Origin of the sequence: Legionella lytica (genome assembly GCF_023921225.1) — a bacterium.
In the GTDB taxonomy this organism is placed as follows: domain Bacteria; phylum Pseudomonadota; class Gammaproteobacteria; order Legionellales; family Legionellaceae; genus Legionella; species Legionella lytica.
The window spans coordinates 1321564-1346404 of sequence record NZ_CP071527.1 but is presented as its reverse complement, the minus strand read 5'-3'; the positions used below and the strand labels follow the sequence as shown (position 1 = coordinate 1346404).

Here is a 24841-nt window from a genome sequence, read left to right as displayed (position 1 = left end):
AAATACTCCTTAATAGGTTTAGTAGTTGTACTCGTTTCGTAAAGCAGTGACGGTTTTTCTAGAAGGCTGGCTTGAATTAAACAAAGTCACATAAAGCCAACACCCGAGTTTTGATTGACCTGTTTTTTTATGCACCTCCAGATTAAATACCACCCACAAAGCACCAAATAAGGCCATTATGGTCCAATGAATTAGCGATAATTGAGGTGCTTCTAGTGTTGCTATACTAGGGATTAGCCACTGAATCAGTTGAATGCTTGCGCCATACATAAGTCCTGAAAATAGGGCAAGAACAAGGCCTGAAACTAAACTTAACACCACTTGGTGAGCGCGAATCCAGGTGAGCATGAGTTGTGCGCCCGCGATGAAGGCAAAGAACAAAACAAAGCCACTGGCCTCATGCATAGAGATGGACTTATTCGTTACAACAGCAAAGGAAGTCATTGCCACAACACCACCGATAAGAGAAGTGAGAAGCATGGTGGAAGATACTTTAGAAGAAGTAGTCTCTGATTTTTTTTGTTTCACTGCAGAGCCTGAACTTAAAAACAGATAGGCTTTGAATAATCCATGCCAACACAGATGTGCTATAGCTGCAGCAAATAAGCCCACCCCACATTGCATCATCATGAAGCCCATTTGAGCCATGGTGGAACAAGCCAACATTTTTTTAATATCGTGCTGCATCAACTTCCAAACAGTACCTAGTAAGGCCGAGATAGAGCCGGCTATGAACAACAGAGTCAACAATCCTGGATAAAGCATCAGCATTGGTGCAAATTTAACGATTAAAATTCCTCCGCCATTAACAAGGCCCGCATGCATCAATGCAGAGACTGGAGTTGGTGAGTTCAATGAGCTGATAAGCCATCGATGGAAAGGAAACAATCCAGATTGAGCTAGTGCGCCAATTAAGACAAGGCCCATTGAAACTAATGATAAGTGGTCGGGGTTAGACAGGTTAGTCAAGGTCGAAATAGAGTTTGTTGAATAAGTGAGACTTAAGGTAATAAAAGCAATTAATAAACAGATACTTCCTATCGACAGAGTATAAAAGGCCAAGAGCCCCGAATTTTTTGCAGCCAACCATTCTTTCTTATGCACCATTAACAACACGAGAAATAAATTAGAAAAAGACCAAGCCCCCCAGAATAAAAATAAATTATCGGCAAAAACCATAAGCATGGCTGTTAGGGTTAGGATTGATAAAAGAAGAAAAAAGCGCTTGTAGAGTCTGTCTCCATGCATATACCTTAATGAAAAGCGATGCACGACAAAGCTGACCAATAACACCAAGCTGCATAACAACAGGCTCAGTGTATTGAGATTCATTAACCAGTAGATTGTTGAATTTTGTGATAAGGACAAATAAGAAAGTAACCCCACCCCAATCAAGAACCCTAATCCGACACTGTAACCCGCCCAGCGCGCCGCAATAATTGGTCGAAAAGTTAAAAGACAATTAAAGACAAGCGCAGTCACTGGACAGGCCAACATGAGACATAAAAAAATTAGAACTATTATATTCACATCATTCCCCATTAGAAATTGTTTTGCTACAATGAAAATATATTAGATATACTGATATAAGTGAAATTAAAAATATTTATATTTTCTATTAGGAATTCTAATGTCACTAGATACAGTAACCTTACAGTGCTTTTTAGCAGTCGCTGAAACGCAAAGCTTCACCAAAGCCGCCTCGCGTGTCGGTCGAACTCAATCTGCCATCAGTCAGCAAATTGCTAAACTGGAGAATTTAGTTGAAAAACAATTAATTACTCGTGGACGGGATTTAGCCTTAACGCCAGATGGAGAGCTTTTTTTAAGCTACGCCAAGCGAATTTATGAATTGCATCGCGAATCGCTCGATCGATTTAAAACACCGGAGCTCCAAGGAGAACTTCGTTTTGGTCTTCCCGAAGATTTTGCAGCGATGATGCTCTCGGATGTCTTAGTTGAATTTTCAAGACTCCATCCCAGAGTCATGCTGAATGTGGAGTGTGATTTAACCCTAAATTTAATCGAGCGCTTTCATCAGGATGAATTTGATTTGATTTTGATAAAAACAAATGAAAAAAATCAAATTTCGGAAGGGGTGAATGTATGGAATGAGCCTGTGGAATGGGTAGGCAAAAAAGAACTACTGCCAGCACTTCATGATAAAGCAATGATTCCACTCATTCTTTCACCCACACCTTGCGTCTATCGCGGAAACGTCATCGAGTCACTCAATGAACATCACCTGAAATGGCGCTTGGCATTTAGCAGCCCTAGTTATGCAGGTAAAATGGCAGCCGTTCGCGCAGGCCTTGGGATTACCGCCATACAGCGCAGTATGATTCCTAATTATCTAGATAGACTCGATGATTATTTTCTCCCCTCTTTAAGAGACATTCATGTATCTTTAATTAAAAAGAAAGATGAAAATAAAGCTATTGAATCGCTCGAATTTTTTATCATGGATAAATTAAAACATTAAGCAAAGGATATGGGGCGTTTGATGAAAAAAGAAATGAACTCTATTGTTGAGACTCTAGATAAGGCGACCATTGCATCAATAGCCATGATAAGCGTTATCGTAAGCCTTCTGACATTAAGTATCCCGATTGCGGCACAAACCTTAGTCAATCTGATTGCCTTTGGTAAATTGCTTCAACCTGTGCTGACTCTAAGTGTGATGGTGCTTGTCCTTATGATTGCTCTAGGCGCTTTAAATGTCTGGCAAGCTATTATCATCGAAGTCATTCAACAAAAACTCATGGTTAAAATAAGTCTTAACCTAACTCGTCAATTTACTCATTTGTCACTCGATAATTTCTCCTCACATCATGGTCCTGAGCTCGTTAATCGTTTTTTTGAGGTGGTGACTATCAATAAAGCGCTATCAAGTCTGCTACTCTACGGCGTGAACTTAAGTTTGCAGCTCTTTTTTGGTTTACTCTTGCTTCTTTTTTATCATCCACTCTTTCTGGTATTTGATGGATTTATTATACTAAGTATTATTTTGATTGTTTATCTGCCTTATCGAAAAGGATTAGCGAGCGCCGAAAAAGAATGCGCTGAAAAACACCAGATAGGTGCATGGTTAGAGGAGTTACTGGCCAATCGCTTTTTATTTCGATTTAATCGATATCATCACTATGCGACCCAACAAACCGATAAGCGATTAGTTGGTTTCTTAAAAGCACGCAATATGCATTTTAAGCAACTCATTAAACATCAGATTGGTTTTTATCTCCTCTCGGCAATCGCCAGCAGTCTTTTACTCGGCTTAGGTGGTTATCTCGTGATTAACAACCAATTAAGTTTAGGTCAACTCGTTGCAGCAGAGATTGTGCTGGGTGCATTAATCTATGCTTTTAAACGTTTTGGTGTTCTTTTGGAAAATTATTACGATTTAGTGGCTTCCGAGCATAAAATTGACGTGGTATTAAATCTCCCAACCGAAGCGATTAACAACGAGTTAAGCGAACTTGTTATTCCCATAAAAATCATCACGCTAGTCACTGAAAATCAAGAAAAAGCCTCGAGCACTCCTGAAAATCCCCTTGTTATTTGCGTGAATCAAACACATAAACAAGAATCATTTACCGATTTTATTTTGGGTTTTAAAAATAATACTAACCTCACAGTATATATAAATGAAATCCTCTGTCATCAAGAATACAGGCGCTGTCTACGTGACAACACCTTATTACTTAGAGATAAAGAATGGTTTGCTGGCAGCATTTATGACAATTTACAGCTTAATCAACCGTCTTTTTCGATACAGCAATTAAAAGAACTTTTAAAATCCTTTGGGTTGATGGATAAAATCATGAGCCAACCTCGGGGCTTAAAAAGTATCATTTATGATTGGGAACTTGTTTTTACTGAACGCGAACTCATTCAACTCATGGTGATTCGTGCCTTGGTTGCTAAACCCCAGCTGATTATCATCGATGGGCTTTTTGATAGGCTGACTACAAAAGACATTGAATTGCTCATCGGCTATTTAGCAACACTCAACGAAACTCTTTTGATTATAATTACTCAATATCCAAATCTTATTCCATTGTCTAACCGCTTGGTGCTCTCATGAAGCTACACGCCTATCAAATGATTGGCAAATTACCCAATCCTCGCAAAATAGCTAAGATTATTTTTTTAGTACTTTTGATGTTAATTTTATTTTTGAGTTTTACTCCTTGGCAACAATTTGCCTTAGGCAGTGGAAAAGTGATTGCGTTTTCACCCTCTGAGCGATTGCATACTGTCAATTCGCCCATTTATGGCAGAATTAAAAAGTGGTATGTTGATGAAGGGGTGATTGTCAAAGCAGGCGATCCTATAGTAGAGATTACAGACAATGATCCCGAGCTACTCAAACGATTGGAGCTGGAAAAGAAAGCTATTATGCTTCGCATCAAAGCGGCAGAGCAATCATTAAGCGCCGGAAAAGCGAATGTGGATCGCCAAAAGAACTTATACCAACAAGGCATTAACTCAAAACGCCAATACGAATTGGCTCAAATTGAATACGCGAAATACCAAAATGAATTAGCACAAGCCAATATTGATAAGGTCGGTATTGATGTTCGCATCGCAAGACAACAAACCCAACTTATCAAAGCACATGTCCCTGGAATAATCTTTAAGCGCTTGGCCGGACAACAAAGCGTTGTCGTTAAAGAAGGGGAAATAGTGGCAGAGATTATACCTGAAACCGAATCTAGAGCCGTAGCGCTCTGGATTGATGGCAATGACATTCCATTCGTTCATTTAAATCAAAAAGCACGTCTTCAGTTTGAGGGATGGCCAGCCATTCAATTTAGAGGTTGGCCACAAATCGCCGTAGGTACTTTTGGTGGGAAAGTAGCTTTTATTGACCCCACTGATAATGGTATGGGGGTATTTCGCGTCGTGATTGTGCCTGATGAGCCTTGGCCTGCGCCTGCTTTTTTGAGGCAAGGCGTGCGTGTACATGGTTGGGTGCAATTAGGCGAGGTACCTTTGTGGTATGAGTTATGGCGTCAGTTTAATGGCTTTCCCCCTGAAAGTTCAGCAGAAAAGGCAGCAGCATGATGACTTCTAACTTACCTAAATTGGTCATTATGCTTATGGGACTGAGCGCTTTGTACGTGCATTCAGAATCTTATGCCCATCAGGAAACACAAAAACTAAGCTTAATGAAGGTACTAGAAAGCATCGATACTCATTACCCCCAAGTAAAAATAGCACGCCTTGAAGTCATTAAAGCCAGTGGTGCTTTTGTTAATGCAAAGGGGCAGTTTGACCCCTCATTGGAAGCCAGTACTCGCTCGCAACCCGCAGGCGGCTATATAAATAATTACGGTGATACGCAACTGACCATACCGACTCTTTATAACGGAGTAAAACTATTTGCAGGCTATCGCAATGGTGAAGGTAATTGGCCTATATACTATCAAAATTATTTAACCAACTCCGGTGGAGAATACCGCGCAGGACTATCACTACCGCTACTTCGTGACCGGCTCATTGATAAGGAACGAACCGGGCTATTGTCTTCTGCTCAATTGATGCTGATGAAGGAACAAGATGCCGAGGCAATCAAAATAAAAATTTATCAAGAAGCCATTAAAGCCTATTGGCAATGGGTAGAGGCGGGCCTTCAATTAAACACATTTAGACAACTCCTGCACTTAGCGCAAAAACGACAACACGCCATTGAACAACAAGCAAGCCTTGGAGATTTGCCAAAACTTGCGATCAGTGAAAACTTACAACAAATTGTTCAACGAGAACAATTACTCAATCAAGGCCAAATGATATTTGAACAAGCAGGGGTTAACTTATCTCTTTATTTTCGTGATCCAAAGGGAAATCCGCGAGTTCCTGAAATAGGCTCTCTACCTGATTTGACTAGCACGTCATACCCCATAGACGCTTCACTAACAGAACACCCAGGAATAAAAAAACTAAACCATTACGCCACGATAATGAGGCTCAAACGCAATCAGGCCCGCAACGAACTATTACCTCAGTTAGATGCGACTGCCTATACCTTTAAACAAAATGGAACAGGTGGCTATCCTTTAATGATTCCACAAGCAGCCATGGTTGGTGTTTCGTTTAAGTTTCCTTTATTACAAAGGCAAGCCAAAGGCAACCTAATCCAAGCAGAAAGCGAATTGCGCCAAGTTCGCGTTGAAAAGAGATTTTTGTACGAGCAACTGAGCAATGAATTTGCCAACATGCTCATTGGCATCAACAGAAGTAGACAACAAGTCAGCCTTCTAAAAAAAGAATTAACTTTGGCGCAAAAGGTGCAACAAGGGGAAACAAAAAAATTTTATCAGGGTGACAGCACTTTATTTCTAGTGAATCAACGCGAGCAAATGACCACGCAAGTACAACTCAACACTTTGCATGCCCAGGTTCAACTAGAAGAATTAAAAGCTAAGGCTCGTTATTTCGCCTCAACCAACAGAGCAAACTGCTCTTCACAACACAATAAATAAGGATGGCATGAGTAGCGCATTAGTTTGGTTTAGACAGGATTTGCGATTGGCTGATAATCCTGCATTTTTTGAGGCATGCATAAATCACGACACCGTAATTCCAATCTATATCTTGGATGAGAATAGTGTTCTTGGTGACGCGCAAGCCTGGTGGCTTCATCACAGCCTTAATGCACTTAATCACTCATTAACCACAAAGCTTAACTTAACGCTTATTCTTCGCAAAAGAGCCGCATTAGAGATACTTTTAGACCTAGTAAAAGTTACAGAAATTGATGCGATTTATTGGAATCGGTGTTATGAACCCAAAAGTATCGAGCGCGATAAAAAAATCAAAGCAACGCTTCCAGGCTCTGGAATCGATGTCTTTAGTTTTAATGGCAGCTTATTTAATGAACCCTGGACGATTAGCACTAAAAGCGGTGATTTTTTTAAAGTTTTTACCCCTTATTGGAAGACCTGTCGACAAGTGCTTAGCCCTCCATCAGAACAATTAATAACGCACCATCCAGGCTCCCTAGCTTTGAAAAGTGATGCAATTAACGATTGGGGGCTGGTACCATCTCTCGATTGGGCCTCACAATTCCCTCAGTTTTGGACACCAGGAGAAGAAGGGGCAAGGCGACGGCTGCAAGAATTCATTCAAGACCATCTTCATGGTTATAAAATAAATCGATTAACAAAAAAGTATGGTAAAGGTTTTAGTGTCAGTACACTCCGAGATATCAGACAGTTCTATCTTGTGTATCCCGACATTACAATTCACCACGCAGTGCGTGGTAAATCTTCTAATGAATTATCATTAAGCCCAAATTTAGGCTGGATCCACTACCGCTCATTAATGCGAATAGATCGCCCGGAAGCAAGGCAATTTTATACAGTAGAAGCAGAAAAAAATGCATGGAGTGGTCGAGAGTTAGAACGGCAAATCAATAGATCGCCTAGCTAAAAGTAAAGATAAAGAAGGATTATTAGCTTTGTCTCGAGATGGGCAAGAAATCAATAAACCAGAGGATGCCATCAAAGAGCCTTTGATTCTTGAGTTTTTAGGTTTACCTGAATCACACCGTTTGGTAGAGTCAAAGTTAGAAGAGGCTTTAATCAATAATCTGCAGAAGTTTTTGTTAGAATTAGGCACTGGCTTTTCATACATTGGAAGACAAAAGCGACTAACTTTTGATGGGGATCACTACTACGCCGACTTAGTGTTCTATCATGTCATATTAAAGTGTTATGTCATTATTGATTTAAAAACCAGAAAGTTAACTCATGCCGATCTCGGTCAAATGCAACTTTATGTAAATTATTTTGATGCAGAGATAAAACAGGAGGATGACAATCCCACTATTGGTTTAGTTCTCTGTACCCAAAAAAGTGAAACAATGGCTAAATATTTACTTGGCGAAAAAGCAAAACAAATCTTTGCGAGCAGATATCAATTACATTTACCTTCAGAAGAAGAACTTAAAAAAGAGATCAAACGAGAAATCGATATAATACAAAATACAGAACCCAACAAAATCATCAAAAATTGACGTGTGGATTTTGCGTATTGATTACTATATGTTTGTTCGTGTTTGGTATTAAAACAAAGTGATTAATTTTCTTCTGTCACCAAAACGTGTCTCAACTGTGACCGTACTACGCTGTAATAGGCAGTTTTAGGCAGTAGTTTGTGAATTTGACGCTTCACAAGATATTGATTTATAACGAATTTAAAACTAGAGCATCAGGCTTCGAACCAAGGTGTCGGGGGTTCGAGTCCCTCCGAGCGCGCCATTTCTTATATCGCAAGCAACTGATTTTATTAATATTTATACTCGATCAAACTGGAAAAAAGCCCTCATTAGCTACTACTAATAGAAAGGGAATATAAATAATATGAAAATCATAAGAATGTATCATGACATCAACAGAAATTATAATTCTACCCATCGAGTATTCACATTCTTAACAAACCTCAATTGTCTTGTGTTATAATATGCTCTAATTGAGCAAATAAATAACAAAGAGGCCATCGGTAATTAGGTAATATGATCGTTTAAAGGATATATAACAAATTCTTTCAAAGAGATATAACCTAATTAGTTGAATATACTTATGAATACATTAATTAACTTTTACAAGAAAATAATTCAAGAACTTATTATTAAAAATCATTCTCTAACTCCCTCTGAACTTCTTGTAAAATTTCTTAATTATATTAATGAGCATGATGAGTCACTTGGCTTCTTTAAATCAAGTCTAAGTGCGGAAAGTAAGAATTTAATTCAACGAATGTCAAATGCTCAGTTTAGACCTGAAGACGTTATTCCCGTCCTAGATCAATTTTTTTGTGATACTACAAAGGTTAGATCTAATTGCATGATATATCCCTTGGTAGCCTATTTTTATTATTTTGAAACCAGTTATCCTCGAGCTCGAGTTGAAGGTGTGCAGCAATTTACTTTTATCAATACAAGCAAAGAAACTCTTCATCAAGCCACCCATTTGAGTAGAAAAGTACTCTTAACATTACGGAGATATACCTGCGAAATTGAGTACCAATATGAGGCACAAGCTAAGGCATGCCGTAATTGGAGAGCGCTTTCACGAATGATTGTACATGACAAAACCAAATATGAAATGGGCTCCCTCCTAATAAACATTTTTAGTAATGAAGTTGAAGTAATGAAGCTTGGAATGGGTTTATATATGAAGGAGCTGGACTATCCACTATATCTACTTAATATAAAGTATAATGATGAAACCAAGATTGCGATAATTAGAAAAATTCTGACTATTTTGTCTACCCCGGATGTGGATGAGAGTGCTAAATATATGGCATTCAAGGCCCTTCAGCAAATTGATATACCATCAGAAATGCAAGATAAAGTAAGTGACGTATTAGTGTCAGAGTTTTTTGTATCCGGTCGATACAGCACAGAGATTACCTTACGATCACCACTATCAGACGAGACATGGGAGTTTGTTCTGGAGAAAATACGCAATAACCCAGACATACGGACTATACTAAAAGTGTTACTTATTTGCAAAAAGGCAATGTCTACTCCCAAAAGCGTACTTAATGAGGCCTTAAATCTATTTTATAGTCAGAAGCAAATAACTGATTTACTGGATTTGGTCAATATTGCTCTCTTACTCGATCCTGAAATAGCAGATAATCGGGATAAAAAACTCTTATTAGGAAATAAACTTATAAGTTTAATAGAAACAGACAGCAGAGATCCTAACACAGCAGGTGATTTGCTTATTCGTGTCATGCATCCACTACCATTGACTCATGAACAATGCAATCAACTTGAACAACTCTTGCTTCTTAAAACCAGTAAACTAGATAGACTCGCTATATTATCTATATTCTGTAATGCATTAGAAAAAAAATTACTTCCTTCTGTATTTGAAGAAGCGCTTCTAAAACACATCCAAAAATTCTGCTTTGAAGAATACCCCTCTAATTTTAGCCCGCTCCTTTACAATACTTTAGACAGTCTACTTTCACCTCAGCAACGTTTCGATTTATTTTCGGGCTTAACAGTCTCTGGTACCCCACCCTTAGCCAGGGTATGCCTATACATACTTCCCCCGCCCGAAATGTTAGATGTCTACCAGACTGTGTTAGCAAAGCCTTGGAAGTTAAATTTTTTAGCTTCGCCTATTAGAGATTTAGACCTTCTACCAAATACAAAAATCCTGTCTATTATAGCATTGCCCCTACTTGAAATATGCCGGGAAATGCTCGTAGACAAAGCACTTGCACCAACCTCAAAACAACACGCACATTCATTAATACAAAAAATAAAAAAAATGATTAAGACACCTGAAGTAAATGCTTATTGTTTTAATATCTTTATGGATTTACTTTGCTCAGGTAAGGAACATCATGGATTTCAAAAACAAATTATACACCTTGCTCATCAAATATGGCCAACAGATGAAAATGTTCAGAACGATGCGGCTCATGCTTATTTTTCTTTTTTAAATCGACATATTACCCATTTTGATCATAATGATTTCAGAATAATAGTAACCTCTTTGAACTTAATACTTATAAAAATTGAACATCCTGCAATGCGAGCCATCATACTGGCCAATCTGGATAATATATTACTTAACATAGATGATAACTTAACATCGACAGAGCTACAACAAGGCATCGAACAGTTAAGAAGTACTCATGAAGCAAAGAGTATTGTTGATAATGTTATCTATGAAGACCTTAAAACTTATGTTTATGATGATTCTGAAGATACTATGCAGCCTTTATCTAGTTGGCTTTGATAAAGTATTTTCATTTCAATCACTGATGACAATATTGGTAACGAAGAGTTGCGTCAGAAAATGCTGACCTTTCCCCATATTAGAACCACTTCTTTGCTGAGTAATTTCTATCAATTGACTTATATCAGAATACAACTGCTCTTCATTTATATTAGAGCACGCTCTATCCACTTTCTTCCTCTAAATAGTGTCTGCTCACAGACACAATTGATCTGAGTTTATTAAAGACCCTTATATCTTAGAGTTTTTAAATGTTCCTGATGATTTGACAGGAAAATAAAGCATTTTAGAGTCAAATATTATAGCGCACTTACAAAAATTTCTTTTAGAATTGACAAGGGGTTTTCATTGCACGGATACGTGTAAGTACAGAGACATCTCATTTCTATGTTGACCTGGCTTTCTACAATTATCTTTTAAAATGCTTTGTTGTTATTGATTTAAAAACTGAAAACTTACACACCAAGATATTGGTCAAATGGATATGTACGTACGAATGTTTGATGAATTAAAGCGAGGAAAAGACGATAACACAACAATAGGCATTATCCTTTGCGCTGACAAAGACGAAACTATGGTTAAATATTCGGTACTAAAAGAAAACAAGCAAATTTTTGCTTCTAAATATAAAACTGTATTACCAACAGAAAAAGAATTAATCAACTTTATTGAGCAGGAAACTACAAGAATTTACTGTAGCAGATTTGTAACAAAGTATAGTATATCTACCGCTGGTGTAGGCAGTTCTGCGCAGTAATTGACGAAATCACCACATCGCAAGCAGCTGATTTTATTAATATTTAATATTGATCAAATTGGCTTCGAGCCAAGGTGTCGGGGGTTCGAGCCCCTCCGAGCACGCCATATAATGGGTCTTTCCCAATTCCCGGGACACCTTAATCAGCCGCAGAGCACCTTAATACGCACTCTATAATTTTCAATGTTTCGAAATCCATAAGCCCTCCGCTGAATCAATTTATTCAAATATAAATTGATAATTATTAGAGTCAATTTTATTAATATGGGGACAGCGAATACATTGAATAAACTGAATACCTATTTCATTACTAACAAACTCAGCATAGCTTTTATCATTTTCACTCATAACCCACAGTTTAACAGAAGCATATGAACGAGGTGCAGGATAAATATAGTCAAAGAACACGTCAAATGTATAATCTGATGTCTTTACAACTGAGAAGTTGGGAATATTGGTATATGCTTCAACAGATTTAATTGAAAATGGAGGGGCAATGGTAAAATGACGTGAAGTAATTTGTTGTTTCTCCTTATCTACCATAGCAAACGCATGGCCAACAAAAACAAGCAAAGTAATTGATAAAAATATTTTCTTAAAATATATCATATTAAGATTCTCTGATTAACAATGGTATACATCCTTCCAAAAATACCATAAAGCGCAGGGGAAATTATATATATTAGGATAATTAGGGTCTTTCCCCATTACGCCTGCACATGCTCTGTAAACGCTGGCTGGAGAGAAAATATACGCTTGGGATGCCGATATGCCTGGTGAAAACACGCTGCATAGCCTTGTCTGAAAGCCCCCCTCAGCTCCTCATTGTATTTTAACCAGAACTCATTTTTAGACTATTTAATTCAAAATTTAAATGCCCCTCATTTTATTCATCGATGCTAATGGAAGTTTTTGAATATTAAGTATGGAAGCTCATTATTTGCAGCATATCGCCTTCTTTCTACTTGGGGGTTCTGCTGCGTATAGGCGAGCCCCCATTATCAATCTCGATAGCCCAACGCTAGACGAATACATAACGGAGTCTGCTGAAACTAACAACAAATAGTCTAGTTAACAAAACATTAATGTTTTTCTGTTAAAATTATTTTTATTTCTTTAGGAGTTTTTATGTCATTTGAATCGAGATATACTCCTAACGATGTAATAAAAATTTTGGATAAATAACCTCATCTAGTTGGCAAAAAAACACATTAATGCCGGAGGTACTAATATATTTTCATCCTATCAAAATGAGTCATGTGTAGTCTTATCTCCATCAACTGATACTAAAAACAAAAATGCTCAAATGGTTCAAACCATTAGCCACGGATTAGAAAAACTTTCTGGAAATAGTGATTTGCAGCCAAAAAATACTAATTCCTGTAGCTGAAGAGCAAAAAATACGTTGGTTCTTTAAAAGAAACCATTGGGTTTCTTTGCAGTATGACAATCAAGTATTCCAGATTAAACAAAATGGCCTCATGTTATTCACCCTGATGTTACTTTGTCAAGGTCATTAATAACTCACCTTAATCTTCATTAATCCAGGCCATTTTAAGCTAATTGATTTTTAAAATTAATCATCTATTCGCGTCTTAAAACGTGGCTCATTCTGCCTGGTTTATTACTCGATTATTTTTGCCTCACACAAATAAATGTGATCTATTATTAGACACCTTTTACTATAATTTAGTATAGGGAAGTAAAAGATGAAGGAACTTATCATGGACATGCTTAAGAAAATCCGCATAGTGATAGTATTTTATTTATTTGCTTCTGTTATTTTATTTAATACGGCATTCGCAGATCCTTTAACAGATATAGCCAGATTAAATTTAGTCACTGGTAGTGTCAGTTTACTACCTGCAGGAGAAGATCAATGGGTTGATGCATCACTTAATAGACCTTTAGTTGTAGGTGATAGTCTGTGGACAGACACGTCTGCAAAAGCAGCCCTAGAATTTAGTAGCAAAACGGCGATTTGGCTTAATAGCTCGACCAGTTTAAAAATAGTAAATCTTACAGAGGATCTAGGACAATTTCAGCTGGCAGAAGGAAGCCTAGTTTTAATTGCCAACGAAATAAAATCTGGAAAAACTTACGAAGTAGATACCCCCAATATTGCATTAATTATAAATAAACCAGGATATTACCGAGTTGATGTCACAAACGACGAAAACACCTCGTCTACTGTAGTCAGTATAAAAATAGGTTTAGCCGAAGTATATGGCCAAAATACACCTGCTCCCCAGCAAATAAAAGAAGGAACTACTTGTCGTTACACCGGTATAGACCTTCAAAACCCTGAATGTACCCAATTAAAATCTTTAGATGAATTTGATAATTTGGTATTACAGCAAGAAAAACACCGCTTAGAGGCGAAAAACTCATCTAATTATGTTTCTCCCAGTGTTTTAGGCTATCAGGATCTTGAATCGTCTGGCAGCTGGCAAATTGATGATAACTATGGAAATATCTGGATACCAGAAAACGTTGGCTCAGATTGGGCTCCTTATAGAGATGGTCAATGGATATGGTTAAATCAGTGGGGATGGACGTGGGTAGATAATCAACCATGGGGATTTGCACCATTCCATTATGGTCGCTGGGCTTTTATCGATGATCGCTGGGCGTGGGTTCCTGGTCCGGTAGATGTTGAAGCTCTTTATGCGCCAGCTTTGGTAGTATTTATCGAAACAGGCAATGACAATATTTCCTGGTTTCCTTTGGGCCCTGGTGAAATATACACCCCTGCATATGCAGTAAGTGGTGCTTATTTTAATCAATTAAATGTCAGTAATACTTATTTTCACAACATAGATGTTAATAACTGGTATCAAAAAAATAACGCTCAATTTGACTATAAAAATAAACACATTGAGAATGCGATTACTAGTGTTAACAAAAATGCTTTTATCAATGCGCAACCGGTTAATAAAGCTGCTATTAAACTTACCCAACCAGAATTACTTAAAGCCCCATCACTTACTCATGCGCCAATAGCGCCTATAAATCAAAGCATATTGGGGGGAACGCTCACCAAAGGGGTGAAACCTCCAGAAAAAGTAATAACTCAGCACACCATTATTAAAAATCAGCCTTCTACTCCACCAGCCTCTTTTACCAAAGTAAAAGGTGAGTTAACAAACAACCCTGGCATACCATTAAATAATCAAAAATCAGTTACTCCCATACCAACAACGCGGAATCTACAACCTTTAAATACACCGGTCAAAGAAAATCAGCAAATTCAAGGTCCTGCTCAGCATCCAACGCCTATGCCAGTTCCTCAACAGGAGAAATTAAAGCCATTGAAACAACAAGAAATTCCTGCACACCCAGTGATAAAACATGAGAACATTCAGAAAGCTCCTGCACAACCTGTGATAAGGCATGAGAACATTCAGAAGGCTCCTGCACAACCTGTGATAAGGCATGAGAACATTCAGAAGGCTCCTGCACAACCTGTGATAAGGCATGAGAACATTCAGAAGGCTCCTGCACAACCTGTGATAAGGCATGAGAACATTCAGAAGGCTCCTGCACAACCTGTGATAAGGCATGAGAACATTCAGCATTAAAGAGGATATTAGATCATGACTACAATGGAATTAAAAAATTTTACTTTAGCAGATGAAACCAGAGAGTTGCCCAAAACAAAAATTGAAGTCCTCAATTTTGGAGATACTACAATTATGCGTGCTATTTTCCAACCAGGATGGAAATGGTCTGAATGTGTCAAACCCACAGTGGAGACTAAAAGCTGTGAAGTTGCGCATATCAATTATGTAGTTTCTGGGAAAATGGCAGTCGTAATGGACGATGGCGTGCAAAAAGAAATGAGCCAAGGAGATGTTGCTGTTATCCCCCCCGGCCATGATGCATGGGTTATAGGTAATGAACCTTGTGTTGTACTCGATTTTGGCGCCGGTAAAATCTATGGGAAAAAATAAATTTGACCATAAAGATTGCTCTATAGTTTCACTACTCAATTAAATGTTTTTTTCAAAAAAGCACAGGTTGATATTTTAATAAATCACCAATTGCCTTAAAATAATCCACACTTAATAAAGTTCATCCAACTCTATGGAAGTGTAGTAATCCATTTTATGGATGCCTTAGCACATGCGAACTATTTACTTACCCTATAACACAATTAAAAGGAACAATAATGTTCAACGAACATATCCTAAAAATACGTCGTACCTTACAACAACACAATGCTAATGTTGAGCAAGAATGGATTAACATTCATGAGTTTGCATCAGCTCGATTATACGAAGTTTACTTTGACAGCAATTACAACCGTTTTTGGACTTTAGAAGATCCTCAATATATTGCACGATGTCGCTTATATTCAATGATAGGAGGTAATAAAGTATCTATAACCATTGAAGAAATAAGTAATGCCTTTAGGCAAGCCTGCGATTTAACCGACCTAAAAACAACCACCGAAAAAGAATTTTTATCGATATTTCAACTTATTTTATGCGGCAAATACCAAGTTGTAACACAAATGCCTCCTACATGTGCTTTTTAACTATATCAGTGACTATCAGGACATTAGAAAAATAATTTTGTTTTACTTGCCTCATGTAGTGCCCCCCATTTAAACCGGTCCACCTAGCCAATAATTAACGACTAGGAATAGGACTAGTAATATGACTGTATCGACATCATTAGAATGTAATGAAATAATCCACTCAAGCAGCAATCGACGTCGTTGGACGCCGTTAGAGAAACAACAAATAGTCCATGAAACCTATCATTCAGGAACAACGGTATCTTACGTTGCGCGAAAACATGGAATACCGCCCAGCCAATTATTTTATTGGCGTAAATTAATGGAGAGCAGTGCATTGACTGGAGTAAAGGCTGAAGAGTCTGTGGTCCCCCAAAGTGAAGCGAATGAACTCAAAAGGCGAATTAAGCAACTAGAACAAGTGTTAGGCCAAAAAACGTTAGAGAACGAAATACTACGTGAAGCGGTAAAGCTAGGCCGGGAAAAAAAACTGATCTCGCGGCAACCCTTGCTCGGAATAAGCGATTTCGAATAAGAGGGATAGCCAGTGCTCTAGAAGTATCCCGTTCAAATCTAACAGAAAGGCTTAAAAAAATGAAACCACAAAAGAACCATTACGTTAAAACAGAGGATAACGAACTGCTCCCTTATATTCGCGAAATCACGGACAAACGCTGTAGCTATGGCTATCGAAGAGTCACTGTTTTACTCAACCATCGACTGCAGTCTGAAGGCAGATTAAAAGTGAACCACAAACGTGTATATCGCATTATGAAGCTCAATAATTTATTGCTTCTGGCTCCTAAGAAAAAACCAACACGTTCTCACGACGGTAAGGTGATTACTTTAAAAAGTAATACGCGTTGGTGCTCTGATTGCTTTACCATTCAGTGTGCTAACGGAGATCGAGTGCATGTTGCTTTTGCTATGGATACCTGTGACCGAGAGGTTATTAGTTACGTTTCATCAACTATCGGCATAGATGGTAGAACTATTAGAGACTTGCTACTTGAAAGTATGGAGTATCGTTTTGGCAAAATCGACGTATTAGCAAAGCCGATACAGTGGCTTAGTGACAATGGGCCTTGTTATACAGCTCGCGAAACAGTAGCATTTGCTAGGAAACTTGGCTTTGATGTGAGAACCACGCCAGCTTATAGCCCTGAAAGTAATGGAATGGCTGAGGCATTCGTCAAAACGTTTAAGAGAGACTATGTCGCATTTAGCGATCCATTTGATGCGCTCACGCTCATGAGGAAGTTACCCGATTGGTTCAAGGACTACAATGAACATGCGCCCCATAAAGGGTTAAATATGATGGCACCAAGACAATTTATCAAAAGGGCTTTGGCTGGCTAAGTGGTCCGGTTTTATAGGGGCAACTCCACCTCATCTAGTGACAAATAAAATACCAGCTTAAAGTTTTTAATCAAAGTGCGACGTAGTTATCACTCGATATACAAATTAATTATCTATGACTACGTGCCTCAAAAAATAAAAGAGTATTACTATAATTAAACAATACCAATGAATATTGGTTTAGAGTTCTAGCCTCTAAATAAAAAATATTTAATATATCAATAACAAATAAAAGTTATCTAGTGAATTGTTGGGTGCATGAGGTTAACTCTTCACTTGCTTCTATGTTAAAAAGAATGGGCATTTTTTCATGGATTTGTTGTATAAGAATATCATCTGCTTGGTGATTATTTTCAAACAGAATTATTTCATGTGAAGGTCTTTCAAAGAATTTATCCATCTCATTGGCATATCGCAAACTTACTTTACTTTTATTATTTTGATAACGGCTGGTGATGAAATTTTCTCGAATCTTTGCTTCAACCTCAATCATTACAAATTTAAGATCCGGTATCGCATTTAATAACTTAAGACGATGTTTGTCGAGATACATTGCTTGTGAGATAACAAAACTCTGCTCCGGAGGATTTTCTTTTTGTGTTTTGATAACATCGATTAATACGTTGACAAATTCATCAATCATTTCTGGGGTCATTTGTTCATCTTCAATTAAACAATCCAGCATTTTTTGGGTGATATGTTTATCACCATCGATATGGAGGATGTTTAACTTTTCGAGTAGCCCTCCTATATAGCTTTTCCCAGAACCTGTTTTACCAAACAAAAAATAAACGGCCATTGATTACTACCAAGCAATAAATATTTATCCAAAGACAATACAATAAAATAATCGGGATGTGTACTTTATTTTTAGCATCTGAGACACAGAGAAGCTCGTCCCTGGGTTTTGCACACAAATGCAGTATCCTTAATCGTCCCTGCTATTGCTATACGAGAACGATATGTATATGGTCTAACAGGACATCGAGCCACATCAGAACTCAATGTTGAGCCATGCCCAACCAATTCTGCAGTCTTTACCTTGCTACAGTGCTTTGGCGCGGTGTTAAAACGGCCAAAACAATCGCAATAATAAATAAAGCAGGAACATCGCCATATAAATGAGCAAAATGTTGAGGATAATATAGTGCTTGGATAGCCATGATTCCACCATGCACTATGCTAGACCAAACAGTAAACCAAATTAAACTTAAATGCTGAATTGGATTTTTAGCAGCCAGGATTAAGAAAACACCCAATGTAGCATAAAGTCCTAATATCATTTGTAAATAGACGTTTTGGCCAACTAGATGCCATGCCCAGCCTGAAGGCCAGAAACGAGTTAGTGGATATACTGCGAAGATAAAAATCAAACCAAAAGTAACTAAGGCAACCCGAAGCATCTTGTAATCATTGTTCGTATCCATGATAAGCTCCAGTTGAAATAAATTGAAACTCCTTATACTAATTATAAGCGGCCTTCCCTAATATCTCTAACTAGATTGGATATCTTTCAAATATAAATTTTATGATTGAACAGTGGAGGTGCGCTTTGCACCCCCAGAACTCTTTTTATCATTTTGATGGGGAGAGTGTAGGCTCATCACCCAGTTCTTTATTATATTTCTTGCCGGCTTGGAAAAAATTTTGTGGATTGACAGACGCTTTTTTATGGAGACTTATTGCTTTCTCGAGCCGATTAGATGCGTCCTTAAATTCAGGAATATGTGTTTCCAGTTTTCGGCTATTGTTATAACAGATGATTTCCTGAATAAAAAGACTAGGATCCTGATTTTTCCTTTGTTTGAGAAATACAGCAATATCCAAAGCATTTTCCAGACTTTCTTTTAGAGCAACCTTTGAGTGTTTCAAAATTATTTTAAATAAATCCAAGTCATTCTTAACCACACACATTCCTAATGCGGTAAACCCACCATCACGTTTTATATTCGAATTGGCACCCTGTTCTAACAAAAATAGGACCCCCTTATTCCAACGTCTTTGGCAGGCAAAGACTAGAGGAGTACATTCGTGATTTTTTTTACCTTGTATTTGATGTAGGACACTGGGAGCGTATTTTAAAAAAAGCTGTACCTGTTCCAAATTAGGTTGCAAATGTAATAGCAAAGCCCCAAAAGAATTAAGTCCATCGGCAGTTTTTATTAAGGGATCAGCTCCCGCTTCTAACAGTAGTTCCATTTCCTGGAAGCGCCCCTCTTCACAAGCACAATACAGAAGAGATTTTTTATTACTACAAATAACATCTGGGGATGCCTTATGTTGTAAAAGAAGTTTAAACATATCAATATGTCGCTTTTTATAAGCAATTTCCAACATAGACATAGACATACGAGCATTCACATCAAGGTCTTTACGTTGTGCGACCAAATATTCGAACATAGGCAACCGGTTATATTCTACGGTAGCTTGGAGTAATATGTTGGTGTTAAGGGAGCTCTCTTGGATAAGAAGAAGCAGCGAGTTTTGCTCGGTGCTATATCGGCTATCATCTCTCAATATATTTAGAATCCACGAATGAATTTCTTCCTTTAATTGCAGCTCTTTATTCAAGACAATAATGAACTCATCATCAGTACTGTAGTTATTTGTTTTTTTGGGGCTTTTTTTCAACGAATTGCTATCCTTTTTTTTGAGGAGAGCTAATTTTTTTAGATATAATTCATGCTCTTGCAGCAGTAAACTCGGGGTTCTGTTTTTTTTCCGGCTCAAAGCGTTAATTTTTTTGTTCAACTCATCCATTTTCGTAGAATGAGATTCTTTTTCCACTGATTTGTTTCCCGCTGGCAAGCTGGGCTCTTCGGAGGCCGTTGTTTCTACTATAACGGGCTCAGTACTGCGAGAAGCCGACTGCAATAACTCTAATTTTTGTTCTGTGTCCTGAAGCAAACTCTGATGTATTTTGATACCCTCTAAGTGCTTTTGATTAAACCCGGTTCCGCTTTCAATGAAAGCAATCAACTCGCTTAAACTATGTTTATAGCGCAATAATGTTTTTTTGCTTAAGCCCTGAGCTTCATTATTGTCCAGTGACTTACTGAAATTATTTGCTTTATTAACGAGGGTGCTATACTGCTTGTAATAGTTTTGCCGCAATTCCGAAAGAATAGCGAGAAAACTTTGAATATTTTTTTTGCCAAAACCTAATAGCTCTTCTTTAGATTCCAATTCGTAGGAATTATTCCCTGCATCTTTGAACGAATAAAAGAGATAATCACCACACAAGTCATAGAAGAGGTGTGCACAATATTTCACCCCAGACTTATTTGTTAAGTTTACAGTTAAATGAAATGCAGAATGAACCAGCTCCCTTTTATCTTCTTTATAAATAGAAATATGAGTATCAATGGGAATAAGCTCACCCAACTCGGTAGTAATATTATTTTTAGCCGGTACAGGACAGATCAAGATGTAATAAGGTCCATTGCCTAATGAATTTTTTTCCTGAACCTGGAATTCTTTTTTAAATATCTGCAGTTGCTCACGAATAAGTAGATATAATCGATTACTAATTTCTTTCATATTAATACTCAGTTAATTCATAAAAAAACGTATATTTTTTATTCACGTTATCTTGTTTTGGGTTTGAAAAAAACAGCGAGTATAAATAATGAATATTATCGTAATATTAAGACTTCATTTTTATTGAACATTTAGTTAGGAATTTTTACTGCGTTACATGGTAATTGCAGGATGAAATGGATTATCAATATTGAAATCCAAGAAATAAAATTTGTGGATAGTCGTTCAGGCTAAATAGTACTTATTTAAGTGTGTTGACTAAGCCACGTCATCTTCGGCACAGAGAAGAACGACGTGGTAAAATAAAATGTTTATGTGGTATCCCTTTATACTACAAAGGTGATTTGCGCGACTAATTGATTCGCATGGGTGTTATGAACACCAAGGGCAAAGGGTACTGGAACAAGTTCATTATTTGTAAGCATCTGCCCTCTTTTCAATGCAGCATCGCCTAATCCACTGAATCGGTAGCCTAATCCCAAACGAGTATATTGATTAACATCTACGTCCACACCCAGCCCAACACTGTAGCTAAATCGGGTTGCATTATGCTCTGAGAAAAATGGAGTAGTATTCACACCACTTTCTTGAACGGCTGTTACTCGAAAATTCTCCATATTAGTAACTGCTGCCCCTATTCCAGCGGAGACATAAGGATGATAACGACCATGAGTAGTCGTTAAAAATTTTGCTGAAGCAAGAAATTGGTGTGCTAGGAGATTATAGCGATAACGATGCAACGTTGATGCCCCAGAAGTCATACTTACAGTATTCAGCCCCTCCACACCCACAGGACCAAAATAACTATACTCCAGGCCAGCTTGCACCAATAGATTATACCAAGATATAGGATGTTCAATTCCTATAAATCCTCCAAGAAAACCATCGCTTTGACCATCTTTTGAACTTCGGTAGGAATAAACTGTACCATCACTCCCCAAATAAGAAACCCTGCCCCCAGCATTAATATTGGCATAACCACCAAAAAAAGAAATCACTGAACGATAACTCGTAGTCGCACAATTAATAGTGGATATACCTGATTCACCAGCTAGAGCACATGAAGAGTACAAGTAAGCACTGGCGATACCTAGAACAGAAACTCCTAAACGCATATCATTTATCCTTAAATTAATTTCTTTTTAATAGGTTACATGTGTAGAGATGCTAACATAATATTTAGTAATAATAAGCAAGCAATGAAGATCAAAGGAAATTATTGTCTCTACTGCGAGAATAAAAATCAGTCCTAAGATGACCAAAGTGACTTACAACATTTTGTACTCATTGCTCATAAGGCTCTTGATATACTATGATTTTCGACACACCTAGAAATTTTATCTAGTATTGATGAAACAGATAAAATAGACTTGTAAGCAATGCAGCTCAACTATGGCTTTTTAAGGATTACATATTAAGGGAGGTAGTAACGTGACGGATAAAGACAAGACTCAAAAATTTACAACGACAGATTCAGGAATCCCAGTTCCTAGTACGGAACATTCACTGACTGTTGGACCAAATGGCCCTATTGTTCTGCATGATCACTATCTCATTGAGCAAATGGCCAATTTTAACCGTGAAAGAATACCTGAACGTCAGCCTCATGCGAAAGGAAGTGGTGCATTCGGGCATTTTGAAGTAACAGAAGATGTCAGTAAGTATACCAAAGCGGCGGTCTTTCAACCTGGAGCGAAAACCAATCTAGTCATGCGTTTTTCAACCGTTGCTGGTGAGCGCGGCAGCCCAGATACCTGGCGTGATCCTCGTGGATTTGCTGTAAAATTTTATACTACAGAAGGAAACTTCGACCTCGTAGGCAACAATACTCCCGTTTTTTTCCTCCGCGATCCAATGAAATTCCAGCATTTCATTCGCTCTCAAAAACGACGTGCAGATAATAATTTACGCGATCATGACATGCAATGGGACTTTTGGACTTTGTCTCCCGAATCAGCACATCAAGTGACGTGGTTAATGGGGGATCGTGGTATTCCTAAAACTTGGCGGCACATGGACGGCTTTTCAAGCCATACCTATATGTGGGTGAATGCCGAAGGCGAGAAATTCTGGGTAAAATATCACTTTAAAACCGATCAAGGCATTGAATGCCTAACCCAGGATGAGGCAGATTATCTTGCCGGAAAAGATGGGGACTATCATACTCGTGATCTATTCGAGGCAATCAAACGTGGCGATCATCCAAGTTGGACTCTGCACATGCAAATTATGCCATTTCATGAGGCAGAAACTTATCGCTATAATCCATTTGATCTCACCAAAGTCTGGCCACATGCAGATTATCCTCTTATTAAAGTTGGAAAACTTACTCTGAATCGTAATCCAACCGATAATCACACAGAAATGGAACAAGTTGCCTTTGAAATAAATAATATGGTCCCAGGCACGGGTATTAGTCCGGATAAGATGCTTCTTGCGCGAGTTTTTTCATACGCTGATGCACATCGAGCACGATTAGGTGTTAACTATAAACAAATACCTGTCAATAAACCACAATGCCCTGTCCATAGCTACAGTAAAGATGGCGCAATGCGTATTGAAAATGTTGCAGATCCTGTTTATACACCGAACACCAAAGGTGGCCCAATAGCCGATAGCTCACTCAATCCAGAAGTTGCAACATGGAACGCCCATGGGGACTTGGTACGTGAAGCATATACTTTGCGTAAAGATGATGATGACTTCGGACAGGCGAATACATTAGTGCGTAAGGTCATGAATGATGAAGAGCGAAGCAGGCTTGTAAGTAACGTTGTTGGCCATCTAAAAGATGGGGTTACTAAACCAATACTAGAAAGAGCGATTCAATACTGGAAAAATATTGACCAGGAAATTGGAGCGCGGATAGAAGAAGGTGTAAAACAACCCTAGCAGTTAAAAACATGAAGATAGCCCCAAATAGGGGCTGTCTCATATTCTGCTTATCAATTTAGTGAACTATAATGAGTTATAGATTTTTTTTCCTATCCAGTAAATAACAAGGCACAAACATCCCCATAACAACGCTAATGGTAGATAATAAACACTAATTTGAATCAAGCTATAAGTGAAATTACGTAATCCATTAACCAAATCCACATAAGAACTCTTAAATGCTTCGGCTAATCGCCATTGCGATTGATATTCATTTTGTATGGCAGGACTCATGGTCAATGAGATACTTATTAAAGATAAGGCGACTGATTCCTTATAATATTTTATTTGCCCTTCAAGAACATCTATTTGTCCCTGAGTATCAGTTAATTGTTGATGCACCTTAAGCACGTCTTCGGTCTTAGTTGCGCCTAGCATAATTTTTTCGAGTTGGCTTTTTGATTTCAGTAGATTTTCTAACTGGCTTTGTAAATTGACGTATTGCTGGGTAATATCCTCTCCACTAATAGTCTCTTGCGTCACTTGAGTGGATAATGATTTTAATTGTTTCAATACATTATTTAAACCTTGCGCAGGAACTCGAATGCTGATTTCGCCCGAAGTACTACCCGCATTCTGACTGATATTAGAGCTTACAACATATCCTCCTGAAGTATTAGCCAGATTCATGATGGCATCCAAAGCATGATTAATATCAGTTACCTGCAATGTAATATTGGCATTACGAATGATCATTCGCCTTATTACATTTTCTGCTGATGGTGATACGGGGGTGGTTTGGGGCACAGAGGTCATCGCAGCATTATCTAATCGAGCGTATGTTGCTATAGGAGCTGGTGCCGAGCCAGGGATGGCGGTAACCCCGCCACCATACATTGTTGCCCCTGTGACGCTGAATAACCAATGATAAGAGACAAATAATAAAAACAAACCGCCAATTAAGACTAATAAATAAAATACGGTTTTCTTCATCATTCCTGCCCCTCGCTAAGAATAAACCTC

At 38.0% G+C, this 24841-nt stretch carries 19 protein-coding genes and 2 pseudogenes; 13 read left to right on the top strand and 8 right to left on the bottom strand.

Features of this window, described 5'->3' with window-relative positions; genetic code table 11:
• Nucleotides 1-18: 18 nt before the first annotated feature.
• Nucleotides 19-1530, bottom strand: coding sequence for a proton-conducting transporter transmembrane domain-containing protein (locus J2N86_RS06015; RefSeq protein WP_252581764.1), 1512 nt, complete (start codon nt 1528-1530; stop codon nt 19-21).
• A gap of 100 nt (nt 1531-1630) precedes the next feature.
• Here J2N86_RS06015 and J2N86_RS06010 point away from each other — a divergent pair, with 100 nt between their 5' ends.
• The 8 genes and pseudogenes from J2N86_RS06010 (at nt 1631) to J2N86_RS05975 (ending at nt 11523) form a co-directional block, all read left to right on the top strand.
• Complete coding sequence (locus tag J2N86_RS06010; RefSeq protein WP_252581762.1) at nt 1631-2482, top strand: LysR substrate-binding domain-containing protein; 852 nt, start codon at nt 1631-1633, stop codon at nt 2480-2482.
• Nucleotides 2483-2503: 21 nt separating this feature from the next.
• A complete protein-coding gene (locus J2N86_RS06005; protein ID WP_252581759.1) occupies nt 2504-4084 on the top strand; it encodes an ABC transporter transmembrane domain-containing protein in 1581 nt (526 codons plus the stop codon).
• Entirely contained in the window at nt 4081-5067 is a 987-nt protein-coding gene (locus tag J2N86_RS06000; protein WP_252581756.1) for an HlyD family secretion protein, read from the top strand. The genes J2N86_RS06005 and J2N86_RS06000 overlap by 4 nt, the downstream gene beginning before the upstream one ends.
• 35 nt (nt 5068-5102) lie before the next feature.
• Complete coding sequence (locus J2N86_RS05995; RefSeq protein ID WP_407658984.1) at nt 5103-6485, top strand: TolC family protein; 1383 nt, start codon at nt 5103-5105, stop codon at nt 6483-6485.
• Nucleotides 6486-6492: 7 nt separating this feature from the next.
• Nucleotides 6493-7434 carry a deoxyribodipyrimidine photo-lyase gene (locus tag J2N86_RS05990; protein WP_252581750.1) on the top strand — a complete coding sequence of 314 codons (942 nt, stop codon included), beginning with the start codon at nt 6493-6495 and terminating at the stop codon, nt 7432-7434.
• A gap of 28 nt (nt 7435-7462) precedes the next feature.
• The gene (locus J2N86_RS05985; protein ID WP_252581748.1) at nt 7463-8020 is read left to right on the top strand and encodes a PDDEXK nuclease domain-containing protein; all 558 of its coding nucleotides are present in this window, start codon (nt 7463-7465) and stop codon (nt 8018-8020) included.
• 565 nt (nt 8021-8585) lie between these two features.
• On the top strand, nt 8586-10766 hold the full coding sequence (locus J2N86_RS05980) for a hypothetical protein (protein WP_252581745.1): 2181 nt from the start codon (nt 8586-8588) through the stop codon (nt 10764-10766).
• 347 nt (nt 10767-11113) lie between these two features.
• Nucleotides 11114-11523, top strand: a pseudogene (locus J2N86_RS05975) (PDDEXK nuclease domain-containing protein).
• Between the two features lie 143 nt (nt 11524-11666).
• On the opposite strand, the pseudogene J2N86_RS16215 reads toward J2N86_RS05975, so the two are convergent.
• Together J2N86_RS16215 and J2N86_RS05970 are read right to left on the bottom strand one after the other, a co-directional pair.
• Nucleotides 11667-11744, bottom strand: a pseudogene (locus J2N86_RS16215) (transposase); the annotation flags it as partial.
• Entirely contained in the window at nt 11743-12132 is a 390-nt protein-coding gene (locus J2N86_RS05970) for a hypothetical protein (protein ID WP_252581741.1), read from the bottom strand. The gene J2N86_RS05970 and the pseudogene J2N86_RS16215, both read right to left, overlap by 2 nt.
• Before the next feature lie 1100 nt (nt 12133-13232).
• Between J2N86_RS05970 and J2N86_RS05965 the strand changes: the two genes are divergently transcribed.
• The 4 genes from J2N86_RS05965 to J2N86_RS05950 all read left to right on the top strand — a co-directional run bounded on the left by J2N86_RS05965 (nt 13233) and on the right by J2N86_RS05950 (nt 17404).
• Complete coding sequence (locus J2N86_RS05965) at nt 13233-15104, top strand: DUF6600 domain-containing protein (protein ID WP_252581739.1); 1872 nt, start codon at nt 13233-13235, stop codon at nt 15102-15104.
• Nucleotides 15105-15119: 15 nt separating this feature from the next.
• On the top strand, nt 15120-15476 hold the full coding sequence (locus J2N86_RS05960) for a cupin domain-containing protein (RefSeq protein WP_252581736.1): 357 nt from the start codon (nt 15120-15122) through the stop codon (nt 15474-15476).
• A gap of 218 nt (nt 15477-15694) precedes the next feature.
• On the top strand, nt 15695-16063 hold the full coding sequence (locus J2N86_RS05955) for a hypothetical protein (protein ID WP_252581733.1): 369 nt from the start codon (nt 15695-15697) through the stop codon (nt 16061-16063).
• Nucleotides 16064-16184: 121 nt separating this feature from the next.
• Nucleotides 16185-17404, top strand: a protein-coding gene (locus J2N86_RS05950) for an IS3 family transposase (RefSeq protein ID WP_252581730.1) whose coding sequence is annotated in 2 segments (ribosomal slippage) — nt 16185-16527 and nt 16527-17404 — 1221 coding nt in all. Because the reading frame shifts where the segments join, the coding sequence is not laid out codon by codon here.
• A 235-nt stretch (nt 17405-17639) separates the two neighbouring features.
• Here the strand turns inward: J2N86_RS05950 and J2N86_RS05945 are convergent.
• From J2N86_RS05945 to J2N86_RS05930, 4 genes are all read right to left on the bottom strand, one after another.
• Entirely contained in the window at nt 17640-18203 is a 564-nt protein-coding gene (locus tag J2N86_RS05945) for a hypothetical protein (protein WP_252581727.1), read from the bottom strand.
• A gap of 238 nt (nt 18204-18441) precedes the next feature.
• Nucleotides 18442-18831 carry a DUF6632 domain-containing protein gene (locus J2N86_RS05940; protein ID WP_252581724.1) on the bottom strand — a complete coding sequence of 130 codons (390 nt, stop codon included), beginning with the start codon at nt 18829-18831 and terminating at the stop codon, nt 18442-18444.
• A gap of 148 nt (nt 18832-18979) precedes the next feature.
• Nucleotides 18980-20944 carry an ankyrin repeat domain-containing protein gene (locus J2N86_RS05935; RefSeq protein ID WP_252581722.1) on the bottom strand — a complete coding sequence of 655 codons (1965 nt, stop codon included), beginning with the start codon at nt 20942-20944 and terminating at the stop codon, nt 18980-18982.
• Between the two features lie 326 nt (nt 20945-21270).
• On the bottom strand, nt 21271-22059 hold the full coding sequence (locus J2N86_RS05930) for an outer membrane protein (RefSeq protein WP_252581720.1): 789 nt from the start codon (nt 22057-22059) through the stop codon (nt 21271-21273).
• Between the two features lie 316 nt (nt 22060-22375).
• Between J2N86_RS05930 and J2N86_RS05925 the strand changes: the two genes are divergently transcribed.
• Entirely contained in the window at nt 22376-23836 is a 1461-nt protein-coding gene (locus J2N86_RS05925) for a catalase (protein WP_252581717.1), read from the top strand.
• A gap of 66 nt (nt 23837-23902) precedes the next feature.
• Here J2N86_RS05925 and J2N86_RS05920 read toward each other — a convergent pair whose 3' ends face one another.
• Nucleotides 23903-24814, bottom strand: coding sequence for a DUF4349 domain-containing protein (locus J2N86_RS05920; RefSeq protein ID WP_252581714.1), 912 nt, complete (start codon nt 24812-24814; stop codon nt 23903-23905).
• Between the last annotated feature and the right edge of the window lie 27 nt (nt 24815-24841).